The organism is Flavobacterium frigoris (genome assembly GCF_900111075.1).
In the GTDB taxonomy this organism is placed as follows: Bacteria; Bacteroidota; Bacteroidia; order Flavobacteriales; family Flavobacteriaceae; genus Flavobacterium; species Flavobacterium frigoris.
The window spans coordinates 14,247-33,168 of sequence record NZ_FOFZ01000007.1 but is presented as its reverse complement, the minus strand read 5'-3'; the positions used below and the strand labels follow the sequence as shown (position 1 = coordinate 33,168).

The window sequence follows — 18,922 nt, the reverse complement described above, 5'->3', positions numbered from 1 at the left end:
ATTAAATTTAACTTATGAGTATTGAAATTAATAAAACACAGATTTTAAAGGACTTAAGGAGTTATTACGGCTTTAAGTCTGATACGGAATTTGCAGGTTTTTTAGGTATTTCAGTACAAACTTTGTCATCTTGGAAGACAAGAAACACCTTTGACATCGACTTGCTTTATGCAAAATGCATAAATGTTGACGGTAATTTTCTACTAAAGGGAAAGGGTGATATTCAAAAACCAAACATAAAAGATATGTTACCAAATGAAATGGTAACAAAAAGGGTAACATTTTCAGACAAAACGAAAAGTATAAAAAATGTTACTGATTTACTGAGCCAACCACAAGAAGAGTACGGAATCCCATTAATCCCAATTGATGCAATGGCAGGTTTTGGTTCTGGAGGTGTTCAGGTTATGGATTACGATACACAAAGGTATGTAGTACCTGAATTCACAGAGCTTAACGTAGATTTTATGATTAGAGTAAAAGGAAGTAGTATGTATCCAAAATACAATAGTGGCGATTTGGTAGCCTGTAAGAAGCTAGTTTTAAACGACATATTTTTTCAATGGAATAAAGTGTATGTCCTTGATACAGATCAAGGGGCATTAATTAAGCGCATAAAAAAAGGAAGCGATGATCACATACAAATTGTAAGCGATAATCCTTCCTATGATCCGTATGAATTGCACCTTTCTAAAATTCACGCCATAGCTATTGTTTTAGGCGTTATTCGTCTGGAGTAATTAAAGTAATCGCTGTTAAAATGCACCTTTCCTTTGAGTTACCAGACCCTACGGTACTTTATGACCGTGTAGGGGATTTAGAGGCAGAAATTGAGTATATAAAATCAACTATCAAAGCCAAAAATTAAACCTTTTTTTGAATAAGTTTAATTTTTCGACCTTTTTATTAAATAGAAATTAAACCTTTTTAAACCTTTTTTATATTAAAGTCTAATGATTTGGGTGTATGTTTGGTTTAGCCCCTTATACGGTGTTCATTAGTAACACTCTTTTTAAATTGAGCATACTCACTTTCACCATTTAAATACTGATTATACTTTATTATGGAATCAATAACAGAATAATCATTTCCTTCGGCCGAATCAGCTACTATTGTTTGATAATTATTGGTTTTTAAGTGCTTTTCAAAATTGATAGCTTCAATTACCGCATCACTATAAATCTTTGAGTTTAATATTTTAGACTTGACACTCTTTTGAGTTCCTGGGATATGAACTCTTACTCTATACGTAAAGCTTTCAAAATGATTACATTTAGGATTATCTACTTTACATATTCTACAATAAATCTTAATTCCTTTATATTTTTTCTTTGGTAATACTAACTTATTCATTTCATTAAATCATTATATAGTTTCTCATCCTCTATATTCCTTTTCACCTTAGTGGTTGGAACGTAATCTAACTCTCCTTCTAGTTGTAAAACCAATAGTTCATACACATTCTTATCTTTAACCAGATTTCTGTATATTTTTTTCCATCTTAATGGGTATTTTAATCTTAAAGATTTCACAAAAGGTTTATCAATTTCACATATCACTTCGATTTCGTAAACAATATTTTGTTTAGAAAATTTATGAATTCTGATTCCTCTTTTTTCTATCCATTTTTTAGCTGCTTCGCTATTAATTAACTTTAATTTCAGAGCAACTTCTCGAATTGTTAAAATTGACAAATTGCTTGACTTACTTTGATTATTTTCATCATTTGTTTTAGCATTGCGAAATGATTTTTTATCGACTTCAAGAGTTAAACTCTCATTCTCCCTATAAAACAACTCCAAAGCTTTCTCTGGAGTGATTCTTCTTTTTTCATTTTCCTCTTCATTTTTCATCACACATCTCCTTTTTTAAAAGTAAAAGAACGTCTTGAGGGTCTTTCACTAATTACTCATAAATCACACTTCCTTCAAAGATAGAATTGTTTTTTGTCTAAATCATAGTTGAAATATGGTGAGGATAGGAGACAATAGAAATCTACCCTCCAAGTTTTAATTCTCAGGAATACTATCCTGATTTTCCTTTAAAAGCAATTCCTTTGATTTGTCTAAAAATTCTGCTTCTTCATAAGGTAATAGTTGAAGCGCTATTTCTAACATATTCTTTATATTAGTTGGTGGATCCGGTACTTGACTAGAGCACGTTTCATCTGAATCAAGAGCCAAAATGGAGACCTTGATTAAATTAGCAACAGTGAAAAGTAAATCCAAATACCCTTCCACAACTAAGTCAACACTATATAAACCTTTCTTATGGTGGTTTGATCTAAGAGTCTTAAAACTTCTTCCCGACAGTTTGTGCAATTCCTTCAATGTTTTTATGTCATTCGTTTCCATAGTAGCAGCAATTAAATATTAATTTTAAATATATCATTCTTCTAGTATCTCGGGATCTTTTACAAGCATTTGATGTATTTCATCCAAGAATTCAATTTCATCTATTGGAAGCAACTGCGTAACGACTTCCAAGACAACGGCAACATTAATAGAGGTATTTTTGATCGTCTTTGAAATTTCAGGAGCTTCTTGGTCTAGCGCAAGAATACACAACTTCAACATGTTAGAAACAACATAAGTAAGTTCGTAATAATTTAGTACTCTGATTTCAGCAGTATAAATATCAGTTCTATCTGTAATAGGCTTTAACGTGTTGAAATACCGAGCGCTTAATTTTCTAATATTCTCTAAGTTTTTAATCTTATTTGCTTCCATGATCTTTAATTTTTTGTTTTGTTTTTTCAATATATACCTCTAATAATCTTCGAACTTCTTTTTCAACCCAATCCACTTTTGCAGCTGCTGCTTCCACGGTTTTATTACTGATTGGTTCGATTTTTGCATTGAATTGGATTGCAGCACGAGCATTTTCCAGTTCTTCTAAGACGAACCACTCCTCTTCGTTATTTGGGTCAAATGTCTTGCCTAAAACGCTGGAGAACTTACTCAACTCTTTTTGCAGTTTTTTTAGACTGTGTTCTCCTATCCATTCTCCCGTCAGAAACCATGTGGCAAATACAAAAATTAAGCGCAGTTCATGATGTATAGTATAAGCTGCCATAGAATAGTTTTCACATCCTAAATGAAAGTTTCGATCTCGCCTAATAATCCCACTATCTTTAAAATCAAAGCGAAACGTTTCTTCGGTCTTTTTTATAAGCCGTTTGACATTTATTTTTTTTAGGACAACAGTACTACTACTTTCATCAGCACTGTAAACCAATTCGTGCTCACTACAATGCATGATAAAAAAAATATTTCCATTCCTGAGCGACCCCTTTACCCAATTTGCGTTAAAGACTCGAAATGAAAACTCAGGATAGGCTTTAAAAAAATTCGAGCAGTACTCCTCAATATCTTCCCAACTATGCGGATTGTTTTCAGTGACAAGAACCGTGATAATACCTATATTGATTTTCTCATCGATATGGCGTGAGAAATAAATGGCCTCTGTTTCAATAAATTTTATTAAAATTTTGATTATTTTCTTTATTTGACGATAGTTTGGATAGTCTTTCTGAGTTAAAATATTGTAATACATAATTCAAGTTTTTAGAGTTCTTTATTATATAGATTCTCAATACGCTCCATTTCGACTTCTACAAGTTCGCAAGCTCGTTCATGGAATAGCTTGCATCTTTTCGCTAGAAGCTCAGTATCTATTCTACTTGAATTTTTCAATTTAAACCATCGAAGTGAACCTGGATTTGTTTTTAATAAATCAAAGAGTCTTTTATCTTCACCAGTAGTTTGTGGAAATATTTCAGATACAAGTGGCGTGAATATTTCACAGATTTCAAACAAATAAGCTAGTGAAAAATGATTGGGATGATATCCTAAAAATACGTTGATTAGTCCGAGACAGATTTGTTCTACAGCGGTATGAATCATTGCTTCGTGAACCACTGCGCTTTCCAATAAGTCAATTTGATTCTGACTATTTATAAAATTATCAGCAATTATATTTCTATTTTTCCAATAGGATCGGATATAATCAACATTACGTTTTGGAACCTCATTAAAGACAATATTCGGAGGCATGTTTTCACGCTCGTACACTTTATATCCTTTGGTTAAAACCTCATGATAAAAAAATGTTTGATGCGGTGTGAGGTAATTACCCGATTTCCCTTTATGAAGCAACATAGTTACCGTATAGCGACCTTTTGTTCTGTTTTTTATAACATCACAAATATCAGATACAGTTTTAATTATATATTGATCAGTTAAAACCAATAAATAAAAATGGGTATTTCTTTCCTTTTTAGAACTATTTTCTGAAAAAGGATTTAAAACCGATTGGCTTTTCTTTCTCTCTCCAAAACAGTAAACACCACTTGTACTGATACTTTCAATAATAATGTTCTTAACTGTCTTTAATCCTGCGTTGTCAACTGCTTTCATAATTTTAATTTTTTAGTTAATACTAGTCCGAAAAATTGTATTTTTGTTTAATACACAGCAAGTAAGCCATAGATTGTACCGTACCGAACTAATGGGAATTGTATCTTACCAAAGCAATCTTGTGTTTTACCAATATTTTTTTTTTGACAGAATTTTAAATATCTTTGGACTATGAGCACAGCAACAAAACCGAAACATATAGGCAGAAATATTAGCCGAATTAGAGAGCTTCGAGGAATGAAACAAGAAGCATTGGCTATTGCAATTGGCATAAGCCAACAGTCAGTTTCTAATATAGAAGCAAGCGAAACAATAGACGATGAAAAATTACAGGCCATTGCTGAAGTTCTCGGAGTTTCTGCCGAGGCGATTAAAAATTATAGTGATGAAACGGTATTTAATATTATAGGCAATACATACCACGATAACGCTTCATCATTAAACTTCAACTGCACTTTTAATCCTATTGACAAATTGATTGAAGCATATGACGAAAATAAAAAACTTTACGAACGTTTGGTTCAAGCCGAAAAAGATAAGGTCGAGTATTTGGAAAAATTATTGAAGGCTAAATAAATATTTTATAAAAGATATAATTAATTCCAAGAAGAGACCGTCATAAGTCTCTTTTTTGTTTGTATAACAGACAGTAAATCTAAAAAAACTGCGCAATATTTTAAGATTGCGCATCAATAAAGAATAACCCCATGGATAAAACTATTAAGCTAAGAGTTAAAAAAGAAATTGATAATAAAAGTGAGCTTAAAGTTTTGAAATTAAAAGGCACTTTAATTTCGAAAGGTTACACTGAGATTATTCATATTGCAGATGAAAATACAGCGTATTATCTCAACTCATTTTCCACTTCTCCCGACAATACAAAAGAGGTTGAAATTTTTATTTTAGACTATATTACAGAACATGATCTTGCCGACACCATTTCCTTAATTCAAGCAAAAGAATAAATGATTTTTGATTGCGGTAATTTTTTTCAAATCATGTTCAGAAACCTTCCTGAAAACAGTCAGAATTTTGAACATTAATTAAAATATATTCTTTTGAAAAAGTACGCTCCATTATTCAAGATCTAATAATTATTTAGGAACATTTTCTTCTATATTGGCACAAGGGAGCGTACACTTTCAAAGACCCCTAAAATAAATATTCCTACAGCTTTAATATACCTTAAAGACGTTAAAAACATCTCGATAAAAAATCATAAAAAGGTCAACCAAGGTATTGGACATTCATCAACTACGTGCCCATAATGTCACCACTCATTCTTCGCTGTGCCACCCTTCGGGACTTATAGCACTACGATTGATGTATATCCAATTTTTTACTGCTTTCTTTTTTTTCTTTTTCTTTTGAAAAATTTACGGGCAGTCTGACTGATTCAAGTACTGCTATCTCCTTTCATTTATCGAAGTGCTATCCTAGCCGAAATATAGCTATGATTGTTTATTTCGAGTATTCGCTTTAAATTAGCCTCAATCCTTTAAAAAGCTAAGAAATTGCAACGTTCCTGCAATTGGCAAGATGAACGGTTGTTAAACAACCGGATCTTGCTGCCCCACACTCGGAACTCGTGGGCAGTGACACTGAAAGGATAAAAAGAGTTTGAAAACAATGAAAATGATAGATGATGGAAGCCGAGAATTCAAACAGGACGCGCATAATAGGGCTGCGCCTAACTCCCGAAGAATATGCAAAAATTGAACGCAAATGGAAAGCCAGTACGTGCCGAAAATTAAGTGACTACGTCCGTAAGCACCTTTTCGATAAGTCAATTGTAACTACCTATCGCAACCAATCGCTGGACGATTTTATGGAAGAAACTATAGTACTCCACAATGAGCTGAACGCCATTGGAACCAATATTAATCAAGCTGTAAAAAAACTACACACTTTGCAGCAGATTCCTGAATTCAGGAACTGGATAATTAGCTTTGATCTGGATAAAAAAATCCTTTTCAACAAAGTAGAAGAAATCAAAAAACACATTCAAAAAATTTCGGACAGATGGTTACAATCATAAAAACTAGCCATTCAATCCGCAGTATTTTTAACTACAATGAGAACAAAGTTAAAGTTGGTGTAGCTGAGTGTATCTCGGCAGGAAACTATCCTGTCGATGTTGACAAAATGAGTGATGCTTTAAAGCTAAACCGTTTTATAAAACAAATAGAATTAAACGAAAATGCAAAACGGAATAGTGTGCATATTTCCCTAAATTTTGATCCATCAGAAAATCATTCCAAAGAAAAGCTAATAGCTATTGCCAATACTTATATGGAGAAAATCGGTTTTGGAAAACAACCATATTTAGTATACCAACATCGCGATGCAGGACACCCTCACCTACATGTTGTAACCATAAATATTGAGAGGGATGGTAAGCGGATTGATTTACACCATTTGGGAATACGGAAATCCGAACCTGCCCGTAAAGAAATTGAAGAACTCTTTGGACTCGTTAAAGCGGAAGGAAGAAAAAAGAAAGAGGAATTTATATTGCAGCCTATTGCTGTAGGTAAGATTCAGTATGGTCGCATGGAAACAAAGAAGGCCATATCGAACGTTTTGAATGCCGTTCTCAACCAATACAAGTACGCAAGTATTCCTGAACTAAATACAGTTCTAAAACAGTATAATGTAATGGCTGATCGAGGCAGCGAGAATTCAAAAATATTTTTAACAAATGGATTGGTATACCGAATTCTGGATGAACAAGGCAAACCAATTGGAGTTCCAATTAAAGCAAGTGATTTTTATAGTAAACCAACTTTAAAATTTCTAGAAGAAAAATTTAAGCATAATGAAGTTAGAAGAATACCGGACAAAATACGGCTAAAAAACGCAATTGATATTGCACTACTAAAGGAGCGAACAATGTCAACAAACCAACTGGCAAAATATTTGGAAAAAGAAGGAATTTATACTGTGTTTCGAAAAAGTGCAGAAGGCCTACTTTATGGTATTACCTATGTTGACCACAAGACTAAAAGTGTTTTTAATGGTAGTAGTTTAGGGAAAGAATACAGTGCGAAGGCGATTCAAGAACGTTGCGGATTAAAAATAACTGGTGACGAAAAAAGAAATCAGAGTCATGAAAAACTTCCCTCTAAGGAATCATTATTTCATCACCTTCAACAGCAAAAAGATTCACTCACTATTCCTGATTTGGTGAAAGTATTGGATATGCTCATTCAAGCAGAATATGCTACAGATTATTTGCCAAACCAACTGAAAAATAGAAGAAGAAAGAAAAAAAGAAAGGGGCTGTCAGATAATTGAAAATAGCATACAATTTCTAAAACACCTTTTGATATTATAAGATTTCGAACTAATGATATAAGCACAGTCACTCTCTTGAAAATCATAAAATCTAGTAGACATTATAATAAATTATTTTTATTTTACTATGTCAATCCTCCAATCAAGACTATTAATTTTGTTTTGGAGTTCTAATAATTCTAAAATAATGGTTTCGAATGAAGGAGAATCTCCATAAATCATTTGTTCTTGCATAGTTTCATAATCTGCTTTCCAATACTCAATAATTGAATCAGAAGGAATAATATTGATAGTCTGAGGTTGGTGCAAATTATAATCAACATCCCCTATTTTCGTAAACTTAAGACGATGCTGTACGATTGTTTCATATAGCTCTTTGTTGTGTAATGCTGTTCCTGCAAAATCTGTCCTTGACAATTGACATACATCATAAAGATGCCTACTCAATCTTTCAAATCTTATTTTGCCTTTAGGCTTACTGAATTCTTCGTGAAGTAAAAATATTTTCTCCAAAAATGTTCGCTCCGGATTTACCGTTGGAATACTACACAGTCCTTCAGAAAATACAGCATCAGGAAATTGAGCAGTTATTAAAGAAGTAATTTTTTGTTTGCTAAAAGGCTCTCTAAGTGACCGACACCCTATTTCTATTTGAACTCTCGGTAATATATATCCTGGCATATCAATACTATGAGGATAATAGAGATTAATTATAACAGGATCTTGATCAGATTCAATTGTTTTTATGATTTCCCACCTCAAACCTAGAAATCCTTTCTTTATGAATTCCGATTGTAATTCAATATAAAAAATTTCAGAAATATAATTATTCGCCGACTTCCTTAAAGCCGTAATTTGCTTTTTTGAAAGTCTACCTTCAAAACCTAAAAATTTCCTATCGATAGCCAAATCAACATCTTCCGAAAAACGATCTATTAGATTCCAAGCTTTACTTAATGAAGTTCCACCTTTGAAAACCAAATGCTCTCCAACTTGCATTTCAAAAATAACAGCTAATGTTTGTACAACCCACCAATCTTTTTCTACCGCAAAAGGAGCTAGCCCTTGAATATTACTGACTTGCTGTATTATATTTATTTTTTCAATTTCGGGAAGGTTATGAAAACTTATTTTTGTCATTGGTCTGCTTTTTTCATGATTTTTTGTATCCAAACGGGAGCTAATGTAATATCATGTATTAAGTTGCTCTTTTTCTCTTTTTTAAGTAATTCTATTATCATTTTTTCTTCATCAATGGTAATTTTATCTATACCAATTTCTCTTAAAGCTTGTAAAACTAGACTACTAATTTCTCCTTTTGCCAATAAATTTTTAGGAGTTGTTTTTTTAAACTTAATAGTTCGTTTACCTATTTTAATTACTCTTGGAGCACCATCTGTGAGATATACTAAGTTCATAGGCACTTGCGTGCTTAAACCAAGTGCGTTTAATGCGTAAACACCTGTAGGGACAATTTTAACTCGATCTCTTTTTGCAATGCCTAAAGCTACCTCTTCCGCTGAAGGTAATACCTCGCCAATATACTGACTTATTTTTGGCCTCACGTAAATACCTTGTGCTATTCTAGTAATTATTTTTTCTTTTTCAAGACGATGCAATACCAAACGTACTGCTTCTGAAGACCCTAATTTGCTAAAATCTTCTGGAAACAACAAACTCCCTCGTTTTATTTTTAAAATCTTAGTTCTTATATTTTTATCAACACTTTGAGCCATTAAAAACAGTATTATTTGTAACAAATATAGAAAAAATTTGTTACAAATAACAGTTAAATTACTTAATCCAATTTACCTTTATGAAAAGGGATTAATAGAATAAGTTCACATAAATATATTTTAAAATAAATTCGAAATAAATGAATTAAATGATAATTTCACTTAATGTAAAACATTTCACTATACATATACCGTTATGAATTCCTTTCAAATTTTTGTAGATTTATAAAATATGGTTCCAACACCATTGTTGTAGATAATGTACCCTTTCTAGTTGTGAATTCCTTTCAAATTTTTGTAGATTTATAAAATATGGTTCCAACTTGCCGATTCTATTAAAGCTGATGCGATGAGTTGTGAATTCCTTTCAAATTTTTGTAGATTTATAAAATATGGTTCCAACAGTTTGATTAATCCGTTCATCGAAATTACTGTTGTGAATTCCTTTCAAATTTTTGTAGATTTATAAAATATGGTTCCAACAATGACTGCTAATGTATCTGATAAGTTGTTGTTGTGAATTCCTTTCAAATTTTTGTAGATTTATAAAATATGGTTCCAACTTTTTGTAAGATACTATCACTTACGAGTAAGTTGTGAATTCCTTTCAAATTTTTGTAGATTTATAAAATATGGTTCCAACAGCAAATGTGAAATTTTGCTTTTTATCTCCGTTGTGAATTCCTTTCAAATTTTTGTAGATTTATAAAATATGGTTCCAACAAAAATAACAAACAATGAAAATGCTTTCCTGTTGTGAATTCCTTTCAAATTTTTGTAGATTTATAAAATATGGTTCCAACGTGGATGCGAAGTTTATAAACCTATTTACTGTTGTGAATTCCTTTCAAATTTTTGTAGATTTATAAAATATGGTTCCAACGTATCGTAAGCATTTACCCTTATCCATTCAGTTGTGAATTCCTTTCAAATTTTTGTAGATTTATAAAATATGGTTCCAACATTGTTCTTTGCGTCAACACCTCCTATATAGTTGTGAATTCCTTTCAAATTTTTGTAGATTTATAAAATATGGTTCCAACGACTTTTAAAAACTAAACGTTCAACTTGATGTTGTGAATTCCTTTCAAATTTTTGTAGATTTATAAAATATGGTTCCAACGCAAGGTAAAAAAGGAAGTTATGAGCGTTCGTTGTGAATTCCTTTCAAATTTTTGTAGATTTATAAAATATGGTTCCAACGTGGATGCGAAGTTTATAAACCTATTCACTGTTGTGAATTCCTTTCAAATTTTTGTAGATTTATAAAATATGGTTCCAACGAATTATGGTTATTGTAGATTGTATCTTGGGTTGTGAATTCCTTTCAAATTTTTGTAGATTTATAAAATATGGTTCCAACATGGTGCTCTTTATTTGCACTTTGCTTTATGTTGTGAATTCCTTTCAAATTTTTGTAGATTTATAAAATATGGTTCCAACAATAAAAATTCAGAGTTAGCAAATCGCTCTGTTGTGAATTCCTTTCAAATTTTTGTAGATTTATAAAATATGGTTCCAACTATGGCGCGTGGATTTCCGACCGTTTGGTCGTTGTGAATTCCTTTCAAATTTTTGTAGATTTATAAAATATGGTTCCAACATTAGCAACTGAATTTAAGTTGCCAGTTTCGTTGTGAATTCCTTTCAAATTTTTGTAGATTTATAAAATATGGTTCCAACCGTTGATTTACTAGCTATTTCTAAAACCTTGTTGTGAATTCCTTTCAAATTTTTGTAGATTTATAAAATATGGTTCCAACGTCGCCCTCACTTTCCAAAATTAATTGCTTGTTGTGAATTCCTTTCAAATTTTTGTAGATTTATAAAATATGGTTCCAACTAAGATTTTTGCAAATATCATTCATTTTATGTTGTGAATTCCTTTCAAATTTTTGTAGATTTATAAAATATGGTTCCAACTGGTCTAGTTTCTGGAAACATTCCTATGTTGTTGTGAATTCCTTTCAAATTTTTGTAGATTTATAAAATATGGTTCCAACATGTCTATTGTGGTAACTCTACTCATACCCGTTGTGAATTCCTTTCAAATTTTTGTAGATTTATAAAATATGGTTCCAACGATAAGGAATGGCTGAATGTTATTGCGATGGTTGTGAATTCCTTTCAAATTTTTGTAGATTTATAAAATATGGTTCCAACTTAGGTTTGAAAATATAAAAGCGTCAAATGGTTGTGAATTCCTTTCAAATTTTTGTAGATTTATAAAATATGGTTCCAACAATGCAGTTTCTTGCTTCACAGCAACATCTGTTGTGAATTCCTTTCAAATTTTTGTAGATTTATAAAATATGGTTCCAACTGATCGTTTAATAAGTGCCAACGATTTTATGTTGTGAATTCCTTTCAAATTTTTGTAGATTTATAAAATATGGTTCCAACTCACCACCTTATAACATGAATCTTAGGATAGTTGTGAATTCCTTTCAAATTTTTGTAGATTTATAAAATATGGTTCCAACTCGAAATTCTCTTTAATGGACACCCCTTCGGTTGTGAATTCCTTTCAAATTTTTGTAGATTTATAAAATATGGTTCCAACTACTTTAAATCAATACAAGGATATTATACCGTTGTGAATTCCTTTCAAATTTTTGTAGATTTATAAAATATGGTTCCAACAAAGAAAAGTAATACCACCAACAGATTTATGTTGTGAATTCCTTTCAAATTTTTGTAGATTTATAAAATATGGTTCCAACCTCAGAATTTCTCAATAAAATAGAGGATTGAGAAGGAAATCTACAAAAGTAAAAAAACTAAAAAATGCCTGATAGAACAATTGTTCCCAGGCATTTTTCAATTGTACTACGGCCGTAATTTTATTTTGATGGTCTCTCATTTTACTAGAGTCCGATGTAATCTGACCTAAAACAACAGATTTCCTCTGTGCCTAAGTGGGCTTTTATAGAAATAAATGACTTAAAACAACTCCAATTGCTGAGGAATATTTGGCAATTCGGTTTCCTTTTTAGCAAAAAATAATTCCATCTGACCAAATTGCTTATCAGTAACACATAAAATTCCTACTTTTCCTTCTGGCGGCAGATTCTTTTTAGTTCGTTTGATATGTACCTCAGCATTTTCTTTACTGGGACAATGTCTCAGATATATAGAGAATTGAAACATCGCAAAACCATCGTCTAATAGGGATTTACGAAATCTAGTAGCAACACTTCGCTGCTTCTTCGTTTCTGTCGGCAAATCAAAAAATACCAGTACCCACATAATTCTGTATGCATTATATCTACTAAAACTCATTTAAACAATGGGTAATGGATTACTCGACTTTCACCCATAAAACATTTGCACAACGAACTTGTTGTGATACTAATTGCTGTCAACAAGGGACGTTGCAATCCGTTTATATAGACATCGCGAGTTGCCAACTGTAATAGATGCGCTTTTGCAGCTTTGTCCAACTCATGAGAAGCTTGGGGCATTTGCATCCATTGAACTACCAAATCATCGACATACGGCCGGTATGGTTCCATAATGTCATCCGCCAAACAATAAGCATTATATTTATTCCGGTGAAAGATACCGATAGTTGGATGCAATCCACTACTTACCAAAGCACGAGCTACCATACTACGCAAAACTGCATAACCGAAATTAAGAAAGTTATTGGGCGCATCTCCTTTTCGCTCTCTTATAAAATCGTCAAACAATCTTCTCCAATAATATTGCGCTGCAATTCCCTCCATATTGGTAATATCACCCGATTTTACATCATTCATATATTGGAGCATAGAATCATGTTGTAGATTAAATTTCCTAAGTACTTCCTTTTGCTGAAATATTTTTGACTCGACGGTTTGTTTCCACAATTGCTTCCGCAAAGGTTCACTAACATTTATCTGATGCCTTAATCGCTCCGAATGTTCAACGTGACCACTCATAGGCAGCATTAATCCCAATGGCAAATGCGATTCGTCGCAACTGATAATAGCCACATTTTGCTGCTGTAAAGCCAAAATTACTGGATGCGAAATCGTAATTTGTGGATGATCAAGCACTAGAAAACCGATATCTTCTATAGCAACAGATCCCTTAAGTTCTTTGGTTTCTGCATCCTCAATTTTAAGTTGATTGTTCTTTAACTTCAAATATGTTGGATTGCCTATGTATATGGTGCGTTTAAGCATATTATTAGGCTTTTGAAATGTTACCAAGTCGGTCCACCTCTAATTTTACGCATATATCTTTAATCATAATACCATCAACAGATCTTTCCATTTTATTCAGTGCGGAAAATTCTATTTTGTTAACAATAGAGACAGCCATATTATGTTTAATAAAAAATAGTTGGCTTCCACTAAAACTAACAACTTTGTATAGATCTTGTTCTTTGAAGCTTTCTATTTCTGACAAACAAACCAAATCATTCGGCGATAAAGTAAAAAGCAGCTTCTCACCCTTGTCATTTTCTTCCGGAACTGAGTTTAAACCTTGTTTTTGTCTTTCTACTACCAAATTTAAAGGAATCGTCTGAAAGTTTCTTTTCCCATTATTATCAGCATAAACAGCAAAAAATAAGTTAGTGCCCTTTGCTGCTTCAACATATTTGTCAGTTTTATTACCTGTCTCCCCCAAAATGAACTTGCTTCCCTGCTCAAAAACCCTAACCTTTAGAATAGGTTGATGATCTTTTCCATCATTAAAATGACTGATATTAAGGTTCATTTCTTCCACTCCTTCAGGAGAAAATGCTATCTCAGAATTGCCTTCTTTATGTCGCAAATAATTGAGTAAAATTTTCTGAATTCCTGTGTCTGTGATTGTAGCTATTACTTTTTCATTAAAAGAAGTATCAAGCATTTTTCGCGTTGCTGTCAAAATTTTGCCCTTTGCTACTTTTATTCTGTCCAATTTTATCTTTCCTGAAACAGTCTCTTTATGCAACGGTTTTCGAATTGCCCAATTTACACCTTCCTGTTTTACATTTTCTTTTGTCAGTTCTCCATTTTTATCAACCCATTTTTCATAATAATTTGTCGCTTTATTTATCACTCGGAGATTTTGCTTAAAACTAATGACAATATTTCCTAGTTCTTTTTTAGCATCATTAGTAAAAGTACCCCAAGGTTTTAAAAAATCTTTAGCAACTTCACGTTCGATTCTTTCTCCAATTCTAGAATCATTATAAGCAACTTTCTCAAACTTGCGGAGCTTACGATTCAGATCATATCTCTTTGAATCCGATTTTGCTGATTCATTATTTAATAAGTTAATATGATCTCTAGTTGCACAAGCAATTACTAAAGCATCCATTGCATGATGTCTGTGATCAATTCGTTTTTTTGAAAAGCCTTTCGATAGTTCGAGCGGAACAGTTGGGAGAAACTTTTGATGGTTCTCATTATAAGAAGTAAAATCAGACGAATTGGTTATTTGATTCATTCGTTCGAATCTTGGCAGAACTAAATCATTCCAAACATCGTTTAATCCCCAATCTTGCTTTAGACGGTTTGTTATTTTTCCGTTTCCAGGAAGAATGTTTTTTGAATTATACCCATCATCATTCACATCAGATCGGACAATGTTCGACAATAAATTAGAAATATATTTACTAATATATCTGGTGTCATTTAATTGCCTTTCTATCATCTTTTCAGGAATGTCATCCATGAGTAACTTATTTCGTTTACTCCTATTTTTGTTATAATGGAGCTTTACAAAATTTTCATATTCATCTATTTCAAAGATTTTTGTACCATTAGGCATTTTATAACCATGAAAATTCTTAATAAATTCTAATCCAATTTGATTGTCCTTTAATTTATTTACCGCAGATTCGCAGATAATTTTATTGCTAAAACTATCATCAAAATAGCGACTTTGCGGAATGATGTGCTCAATCTCATATTCGGAAGTGAATAATTTATTCAAAGGTATAATCTGTCCTGTATATGGTGATTTATACTTTTGTTCTAACCATAGTTTATATCGTCTTAATTCTGAACTAGAGGGCTGTGCAGTCTTACTAATTTTCAAAATATCTTCTTCAATTTCTATATCAGACTTCAAAATACCATCTTCATAAATTTTCAGGATTTCAGCTTGCATTGGAGAATAGGCACGTACGTTATCTACAGCAATATCAGAAGACATTTCTGCTAACAAAAGCTTGATGCGTAAGTTTGTATTTTCGTTATCTGTAACAATATTGGTAATGCTTTTTCTTTCATCAGCAGTATTCTTCATGTCTCGTCCTAACTCTACGTGGATTTCATCAAAGAAATTAGCAGCTCCTTTTCCATACTTCTTCCAAATATCCTGTACTACACGAAGTGTTTCTGTAATTATTTGTTCGACAATCGGATTTCGCAAGGAATGTTGTTTAAAATCTTTTATAAAATCTTCTAAATCTTTAACAGAAGTCCACTTACCAGCCAACGCCGCTTCTGAATGTCTGCCATACATAATATATTGTGCCAACCAGAGAGGTAAATTCTGAAAGTCTTTCTCCTTGTTTAATTTATACTTTTCTGCTTTTTCTCTAATTTGAGTTTTGATATTTTCATCAAACTCTCCAGTAATAATCTTATCAATTCTACTTTGCGCATCAGTATTTATCGATTCCCATGACCAAGTTTTTCCAAAACGCAAAAGAGGAAGTAGGTTTTTAATTGCTTTCTCAGAATAACTACCATAATCACTATTAAAAGGTGGAATTTTTTTGAAGGCATCTACAAAAGTTTCCATCTCCAATCCATTCTTTTTTGAAAATGTTTTCAAAGCTTTTTCATATTCTATTTTATCAGTTACAGAATAAATTAGATGCCATAAAGCCATCTCTTTCTCAAAAGTTAAAAAACCATCCGAAGTACTTCTCACTTTATCCAATCGTGATTGAATCATATGTCGAGTTTCGTTGCAAGGGTATTTTTTATCTTGCACATAGTTCCAGCGATATTTTTCTATTTCCGCAGTTAATGCTTTACCCTTAAAATCTTGATTTTCTAAAAGAAACTTTATTAAAAATTTTTGTTCAATCTCTTTTCTTTGATTTAAAAATTCAAATAGCTTTTCTAAATCTTCAATACTATCCCAAAAATCTCTAGTAACGTTCACATCATCATTTTTCCTATAAATAGAAAGATTTTGAATCCATTGTCTCAATCTAAATTCTTGATAATAAGGATTCGATTTTGCGATAACTTTTAAAGGTCTGACAATTTCTTGCCCCTTCTCATCTTTTGAAACTCTAAACTCTAGACTACAGGTGCCGATATTTGATTTCTGACTCCTTAAAGGTCTTTGATAAAATATAATATCATTTATAAACAAGTACAGTAAATCTTTTGAAGCTATCATTTTTTGATGCAGATGATTACTTCGATATAATTCGCAAGCACAATCATTTAGAACTGAAGAGTCTTTGAATTCATTGTGAAATTCAGCTTGTTTACTAAGAATTTTATGTAACTCTTCTTTATAAAACTTTCTCTCAATGGTGCGAACGAGTTGTCCTTTTATCTTTTGTTTTGGGTGCGCTAACAAGTGGTCATAAATAAATGTTCCAACCGTTTTATCAGATTCTTTAATTTCTTGCTCAGTTTTCTTTTTCATTAACGTCCAATCGTCCGGACTCGGAGCACGAAAACTTCGTTTAACATTACCATCTTTGCCTATCTTTTCGGTTCCATCATCATTCAAATCTGTTGAAACTATAAAATCACGAACTTTATTTTTCCAATCATCTAACGGAATTTTACTGGATCTTCTGTACACCCAGCCATTCTCCAATTGTAAGGAGTACCAAAATTCACCCTTATTGTTTTTTTGCTCATCAGCGACTACATCAACAATTCTTAAAGAGTGAAATTCAACTAATTTATTTGGGCTTTCCTCTTCTTCTTCACCCCTTAGCTGATAATAACCTCTTTTCTGATTGAAGTTTAAAATTATCCACGAAAGTTCTTCTTTCTCTATTTTTTGAGTTAGCGCTTTTTTTCTCAAATAATAAATTGTCCAATCATAAGGAACTAAACTGTTTTCTCCTTTTTTATTTAGTAAGAATCCTGGTTGATGAACCTTAAAATCTTCTAGCATTTCATTAAATGACTCTTTAAATAAAAACTCATTTTCGAAATAAGCGATTTTAGGTTCAAAGTCCCTTTTAAATTTTCCTAAGCGTTGAATAAAATCTATTTGTTGGTCATAATGTTTAGGTAAAAAATTTAGAATATGCAAAACTCTATGCAAGCGTTCACGTCTCAATAAATGGCGTTCACGTAATCTTCTAACTCCTCTGTACGCAGTTCTATCTGCTGTTTGAGAAATAGAATTTCCTTTTCCAAAGTCTCCAATAATATCTTGCGACATCGGAATAATTCTAGATCCCATTCCAAGAATCTCGCCTTCTTTATTTTTAAAATCTTGTTTTACCAACGCCCACCCAATACTATTTGTCCCTAAATCTAAACCTAATATATTTTTACTCATAATTTTCAACATTATTTATTCAGAAATATACGAATAAAATTTAAAAAAAAATATTATGAATCAACTATATTATTTACAAATAACTTTGTATATTTGTCTTGAAAGGAATTCACAATAAGGATTATTCCGTTGTGAAAACATTTAGTGCCTCGACTATCTTCGGGGCTTTTTTATTTTCGATAGCTTCCTGAAAATCAAGAATCATTCTAAAAGTCTAACCAAACGGTCACCAATATCTTTAACTTTTTCAATATCCTTTTTTTTTGTTGTTCGATAGCTTTTTTTTACTCATTTCCATTTGCTCCTTGAATGTTTTTAATTCGAATTCGAACTGAAGTACATATTTATTATATCTTTCAAAACCAAAATTTGAGTTCTCAAAGTTTCGGCCGTCCAAATTCTATCTTTCCGCTACTATTTAAGGTTGTTAAAATTCTTCCCCTACAACATTCATCCCTTCCTGTAAAAAGTTTCATTGAATCTCATTATTTTCCACTTTGACAAAAACAATTATTACATGTTTATTGGAAGTATTATAACCATAATCGGATTCGAACCAATTTTAATTTAAAATCAATAATTTCATATTTTAATGAACTTCTATAAATAAATTTTCGGCGAAGCCATTATTTCATACTAGTAAATTGTGAAAACAAGATGTTAAAATCACAATCTCAAATCGAGAAATTTAGATTAATTTATTTTAAAAATGATGTTTAATACAAGTAATTCTATAATTACCTTCCAGAAATTCATTATATTTTTCAAAGATTGACCTCTGATTTATAAAACTACCAAAAGTAATATTCGGTAAATTTTGAGACAAAAAAGAGTGAGGAAAAAGAGTGAGGAATATTCAAAAAAAAAACAAATCTCGAAACATTCAAAATTCGGTAAAGTCCTATAAAATGACAAAGTAAGAGTGGATATAAAAAATATAGCAATTTTCATAACCCTGAGGTCACAAGTTCAAATCTCGTACTCGCTACAGAAAAAAAC

General features: G+C 31.8%; 16 protein-coding genes and 1 CRISPR repeat array. Of the genes, 5 read left to right on the top strand and 11 right to left on the bottom strand.

Features of this window, described 5'->3' with window-relative positions:
• The first annotated feature begins 14 nt into the window (after positions 1–14).
• Positions 15–740 carry a LexA family transcriptional regulator gene (locus tag BMW63_RS10495; RefSeq protein ID WP_074723425.1) on the top strand — a complete coding sequence of 242 codons (726 nt, stop codon included), beginning with the start codon at positions 15–17 and terminating at the stop codon, positions 738–740.
• Between the two features lie 235 nt (positions 741–975).
• On the opposite strand, the gene BMW63_RS10490 is transcribed toward BMW63_RS10495, so the two are convergent.
• From BMW63_RS10490 to BMW63_RS10465, 6 genes are all read right to left on the bottom strand, one after another.
• Positions 976–1,353, bottom strand: coding sequence for a hypothetical protein (locus BMW63_RS10490; RefSeq protein WP_074723424.1), 378 nt, complete (start codon positions 1,351–1,353; stop codon positions 976–978).
• Positions 1,350–1,853: a hypothetical protein gene (locus tag BMW63_RS10485; protein ID WP_016989523.1), complete on the bottom strand. Its 504-nt coding sequence runs from the start codon at positions 1,851–1,853 to the stop codon at positions 1,350–1,352. Before BMW63_RS10485 ends, BMW63_RS10490 begins: the two co-directional genes overlap by 4 nt.
• 156 nt (positions 1,854–2,009) lie before the next feature.
• Entirely contained in the window at positions 2,010–2,354 is a 345-nt protein-coding gene (locus BMW63_RS10480; protein ID WP_074723423.1) for a hypothetical protein, read from the bottom strand.
• Positions 2,355–2,387: 33 nt separating this feature from the next.
• On the bottom strand, positions 2,388–2,729 hold the full coding sequence (locus BMW63_RS10475) for a hypothetical protein (RefSeq protein WP_074723590.1): 342 nt from the start codon (positions 2,727–2,729) through the stop codon (positions 2,388–2,390).
• Positions 2,716–3,555: a hypothetical protein gene (locus BMW63_RS10470; protein WP_074723422.1), complete on the bottom strand. Its 840-nt coding sequence runs from the start codon at positions 3,553–3,555 to the stop codon at positions 2,716–2,718. Before BMW63_RS10470 ends, BMW63_RS10475 begins: the two co-directional genes overlap by 14 nt.
• A gap of 11 nt (positions 3,556–3,566) precedes the next feature.
• Positions 3,567–4,418: a hypothetical protein gene (locus BMW63_RS10465; protein WP_074723421.1), complete on the bottom strand. Its 852-nt coding sequence runs from the start codon at positions 4,416–4,418 to the stop codon at positions 3,567–3,569.
• A 171-nt stretch (positions 4,419–4,589) separates the two neighbouring features.
• Here BMW63_RS10465 and BMW63_RS10460 point away from each other — a divergent pair, with 171 nt between their 5' ends.
• The 4 genes from BMW63_RS10460 to BMW63_RS10445 all read left to right on the top strand — a co-directional run bounded on the left by BMW63_RS10460 (position 4,590) and on the right by BMW63_RS10445 (position 7,715).
• Entirely contained in the window at positions 4,590–4,994 is a 405-nt protein-coding gene (locus BMW63_RS10460) for a helix-turn-helix domain-containing protein (RefSeq protein WP_016989518.1), read from the top strand.
• A gap of 131 nt (positions 4,995–5,125) precedes the next feature.
• Positions 5,126–5,383 carry a hypothetical protein gene (locus BMW63_RS10455; protein ID WP_074723420.1) on the top strand — a complete coding sequence of 86 codons (258 nt, stop codon included), beginning with the start codon at positions 5,126–5,128 and terminating at the stop codon, positions 5,381–5,383.
• A gap of 677 nt (positions 5,384–6,060) precedes the next feature.
• The gene (locus BMW63_RS10450; RefSeq protein WP_083380441.1) at positions 6,061–6,456 is read left to right on the top strand and encodes a plasmid mobilization protein; all 396 of its coding nucleotides are present in this window, start codon (positions 6,061–6,063) and stop codon (positions 6,454–6,456) included.
• Positions 6,441–7,715: a relaxase/mobilization nuclease domain-containing protein gene (locus BMW63_RS10445; protein WP_074723419.1), complete on the top strand. Its 1,275-nt coding sequence runs from the start codon at positions 6,441–6,443 to the stop codon at positions 7,713–7,715. Before BMW63_RS10450 ends, BMW63_RS10445 begins: the two co-directional genes overlap by 16 nt.
• A 117-nt stretch (positions 7,716–7,832) precedes the next feature.
• Here BMW63_RS10445 and BMW63_RS10440 read toward each other — a convergent pair whose 3' ends face one another.
• From BMW63_RS10440 to cas9, 5 genes are all read right to left on the bottom strand, one after another.
• Positions 7,833–8,855: a nucleotidyl transferase AbiEii/AbiGii toxin family protein gene (locus tag BMW63_RS10440; protein WP_074723418.1), complete on the bottom strand. Its 1,023-nt coding sequence runs from the start codon at positions 8,853–8,855 to the stop codon at positions 7,833–7,835.
• Positions 8,852–9,475 (bottom strand): DUF6088 family protein, encoded by a 624-nt coding sequence (locus BMW63_RS10435; protein WP_245744939.1) that lies wholly within the window; start codon positions 9,473–9,475, stop codon positions 8,852–8,854. The genes BMW63_RS10440 and BMW63_RS10435 overlap by 4 nt, the downstream gene beginning before the upstream one ends.
• Before the next feature lie 169 nt (positions 9,476–9,644).
• Positions 9,645–12,174: a CRISPR direct-repeat array (repeat unit 50 nt; unit sequence GTTGTGAATTCCTTTCAAATTTTTGTAGATTTATAAAATATGGTTCCAAC).
• Between the two features lie 220 nt (positions 12,175–12,394).
• The gene (gene cas2 / locus BMW63_RS10430) at positions 12,395–12,733 is read right to left on the bottom strand and encodes a CRISPR-associated endonuclease Cas2 (protein ID WP_074723416.1); all 339 of its coding nucleotides are present in this window, start codon (positions 12,731–12,733) and stop codon (positions 12,395–12,397) included.
• The gene (gene cas1, locus BMW63_RS10425; RefSeq protein WP_074723415.1) at positions 12,730–13,620 is read right to left on the bottom strand and encodes a type II CRISPR-associated endonuclease Cas1; all 891 of its coding nucleotides are present in this window, start codon (positions 13,618–13,620) and stop codon (positions 12,730–12,732) included. Before cas1 ends, cas2 begins: the two co-directional genes overlap by 4 nt.
• A 4-nt stretch (positions 13,621–13,624) precedes the next feature.
• On the bottom strand, positions 13,625–17,935 hold the full coding sequence (gene cas9 / locus BMW63_RS10420; protein ID WP_083380439.1) for a type II CRISPR RNA-guided endonuclease Cas9: 4,311 nt from the start codon (positions 17,933–17,935) through the stop codon (positions 13,625–13,627).
• Positions 17,936–18,922: the final 987 nt, after the last annotated feature.